Origin of the sequence: Streptomyces humidus (genome assembly GCF_014649655.1) — a bacterium.
Lineage (GTDB): Bacteria > Actinomycetota > Actinomycetes > Streptomycetales > Streptomycetaceae > Streptomyces > Streptomyces humidus.
This window is the reverse complement of record NZ_BMTL01000133.1, coordinates 1-1,316: the sequence shown is the minus strand read 5'-3', so window position 1 is coordinate 1,316 and position 1,316 is coordinate 1. Positions and strand designations below refer to the sequence as shown.

Annotated in this window: 1 protein-coding gene; it reads right to left on the bottom strand. The window is 68.5% G+C overall.

All coding sequences use genetic code 11. From position 1 onward, the window contains the following. On the bottom strand, positions 1-1,155 hold a 1,155-nt coding region (locus IE239_RS41405; protein ID WP_190154598.1), incomplete at its 3' end, for an IS1380 family transposase. Positions 1,156-1,316: the final 161 nt, after the last annotated feature.

The following is a 1,316-nucleotide window of genomic DNA, read 5'->3' as shown; positions in this document are numbered from 1 at the left end:
CAGATCGAGCGCGAGCTGGATGATCTCCAGCCAGACCTTGTTCTGCGCGGTGTCGTGCAGGGGCAAGTTGCGCAGTCCCGTCGCGCGGGCGGCCCGGGCCCGCAGCCGGTGACGGAGCTCAAGTGCGGCGATGGGACGACCGGCGGTGTTGGTGGCGAAACAGGTGATCCGCATGCCGTCCGCATCTGTGATCCTCAACTGGGCGCCGGGATGGGGCCGTTCCCTGCGGACGATCAACCGCATCCCTCTCGGCCAGCCCTCGATCAGATCGCCGGTGAGTTCGGCGACCCAGGCCCCGTCGCGGACCTCGCCGCCGGTCTCGATGGCCGGGGTCCAGGCCGACTCGGGGATCTTCAGAACGTGCTGGTGGATGGCCTGGGTGATCACCATGCCAACGGAGTAGGACAGCCAGCGACCGCGCTGGGCGAGCCAGGAAACGAACTCGTGGGTGCCGCCCGCGGAGTCGCAGCGGATGAGGGTCTGCCGTCCGCGCCGGTACTTCGTGGGCAGTTGAGCGAGGGCGAGGCGAGTGGTGGTGATGTGGTCGGCGGCGGTGTTCGAGCCCGCGTTCCCAGGACGAAGGAGAGCGGCGACGGGCTCGCCGGTCCCGCCCGGCCCGTGGTCGACGAAGGCCATCAGCGGGTGGTGGCCGTAGGTCTTCTTCCAGGTCGGGGCGGCATCCTGCTTGTCGGAGTGGGAGACGACCAGGACTCCGTCCAGGTCCACGGTCACCTGCCCACCAGTGTCCGGTGCCCGGCTGCCGGCCAACGACCAGGCGCGGGCCCGGACTTCGTGCCGGGCGGTGCGGATGGCGTTCAGCGCCTTCTCGTCCGCGGTGGCGAGGGTGTCGATCAGGCGGGAGACCGTGGGGTCGGAGGCGACCGGTCCGAACACAGCCGGCTCGGCCCGCAGCATCGCGATGTCGGCGAGGCAGTCCCCACCGAGCGCAACCGCCAGCGCAAGATCTACGAGTATCTTGCCCGGGTCGTGGACGGCCCGCGGTTTCCGCCAGGGGGCGAGTGCTGCGGATACGGCCCGGTCGAGGCCGGTCTTGCGGACCGTTTCGACCAGCAGCACTGAACCGGCCTGCGAGACCACGGCCCGACCGTCGTCCCGGACAAGGACATGGGGATAGGACCCGATAGGCTGCTTCACCTGGAAAGTGCCTCCGACAGGGGCGGGAACAAGGACCTCAGCAATCCTCATTCTCGCTGGTCAGAGCAATGCCGGTGATTTAGGGCGTTTTCGCAGGTGAGGATCGGTGTTCGGGGTTCCGTGTGATCTTGAGTGTGTAGCTGACGTGGCTGGGAGGGCGG